This window comes from Mycobacterium sp. 1164966.3 (assembly GCF_001665395.1).
Taxonomy (GTDB): Bacteria; Actinomycetota; Actinomycetes; order Mycobacteriales; family Mycobacteriaceae; genus Mycobacterium.
In genome coordinates, this window is the sequence record NZ_LZSG01000030.1 from 1 (window position 1) to 1,337 (window position 1,337).

Consider the following 1,337-nt stretch of genomic DNA (forward strand, 5'->3'; position numbering starts at 1 on the left):
CTGTGATGAGTCGCGTCATGGGTTACATATGAGTCGCGTCATGGGTTACAGGTTGCCCCGGCCAGCGGCCGGGGTTTTTTTGTTGGTTGCGCCAGTAGTTGCGGTCGGGGTCGATGGTGTGGCTGGCGATCAGTTGGTGGGTGGTTTTGCTGACGACGGTGACGTGGGTGGTGGTCACCAGGATGAGCACGGGGGTTGCTGCGTGGGAGCGTCCGATGCCGAGGTGGTGTAGTCGGCTGCCGTAGCGCAGGGTGAGTTTGCCGAATTGGTCGACGGTGTCGTGGCGGATGCGGAAGTGGCCGGCGTTGAGCCCGGCGGGGTGGGCTTTGGGTCGGGCGAGGTAGGCCTGCGCTGGTGTGGTGGCTGGTGGTAGGGCGCGGTGGGGGCGTTCGGTGTTGTAGAGGTGTCGGAAGTCGTCGAGCAAGGTCTGTAGGTCGGCCAGGGTGGCTGGGCGGGGGCGTGCGGCCAGCCAGCGTTTGAGGGTTTGGTGGAAGCGTTCGATTTTTCCTTGGGTTTGCGGGTATCCGGGGTGGGCGTTTTTCTGGATGATTACCAAGCTGGTGAGCAAAAGTTCGAAGTCGTTGTGGCCGTGGGTGAATCGTGAGGTGTAGACCGCTGCGTTGTCGGTCAGTGTGGATGCCGGTGGACCGTAAGTGTTGATCGTGGCGGTGAAGCTGGCCACCACGTCGGCGCCGGTGACTCGCGGATAGGCGATGCAGGCCAACAGGAACCGCGAATGGTCATCGAGCCAGTTGAGTATTTCCACTTCGGTGCCATCGGCCAAAGTCCAGTGGGTGAAGTCGGACTGCCAGCACTCGTTGGGCTGATCGGCCTGGAAGCGGTGATAGGAGCTTTTTGGGCGTTTGCGGGGCTGGGCGGTAATCAGGCCGTGGTGGTGCAGGATGCGCCGGATGGTCGAGGTTGACGGCACCGGCAGGCCTTGCTCGGCCAAGCGCCCCTGCAACGTCAAGGGGGCCGGCGTCTAGGCCCTGGGCGATTAACGTCTCACGCAACACCACGATGGCGGCGATGACGTCATCGGCGATGGCCCGGGGGTTGCTGGCGGGGCGCCGCGAGCGGGGCTCGAGGGCCTCTAGCCCGCCGACGTGGTAGCGCTCGAGCAGGCGGTAAATGTGTTGGCGAGAAAACTTATAGATCTCGGCTGCCGCGGTGACGGTGAGGTGACCGCTGACGACTTCCAGAACAACCACACGGGCTTTCGACATGAACCACGACTGTCACCTATGACGCGACTCATCAGCCATCACCCCAGGTGTCACCCATGACTCGACTCATCTGTCACCTATGTCGTGAACTCAGACACCCCCTCGGACACC

The 1,337-nt window shown here is 62.8% G+C and carries 1 pseudogene; it reads right to left on the reverse strand.

From position 1 onward, the window contains the following. Positions 1-22: 22 nt before the first annotated feature. Positions 23-1,226, reverse strand: a pseudogene (locus A9W99_RS10425) (IS481 family transposase). Positions 1,227-1,337: the final 111 nt, after the last annotated feature.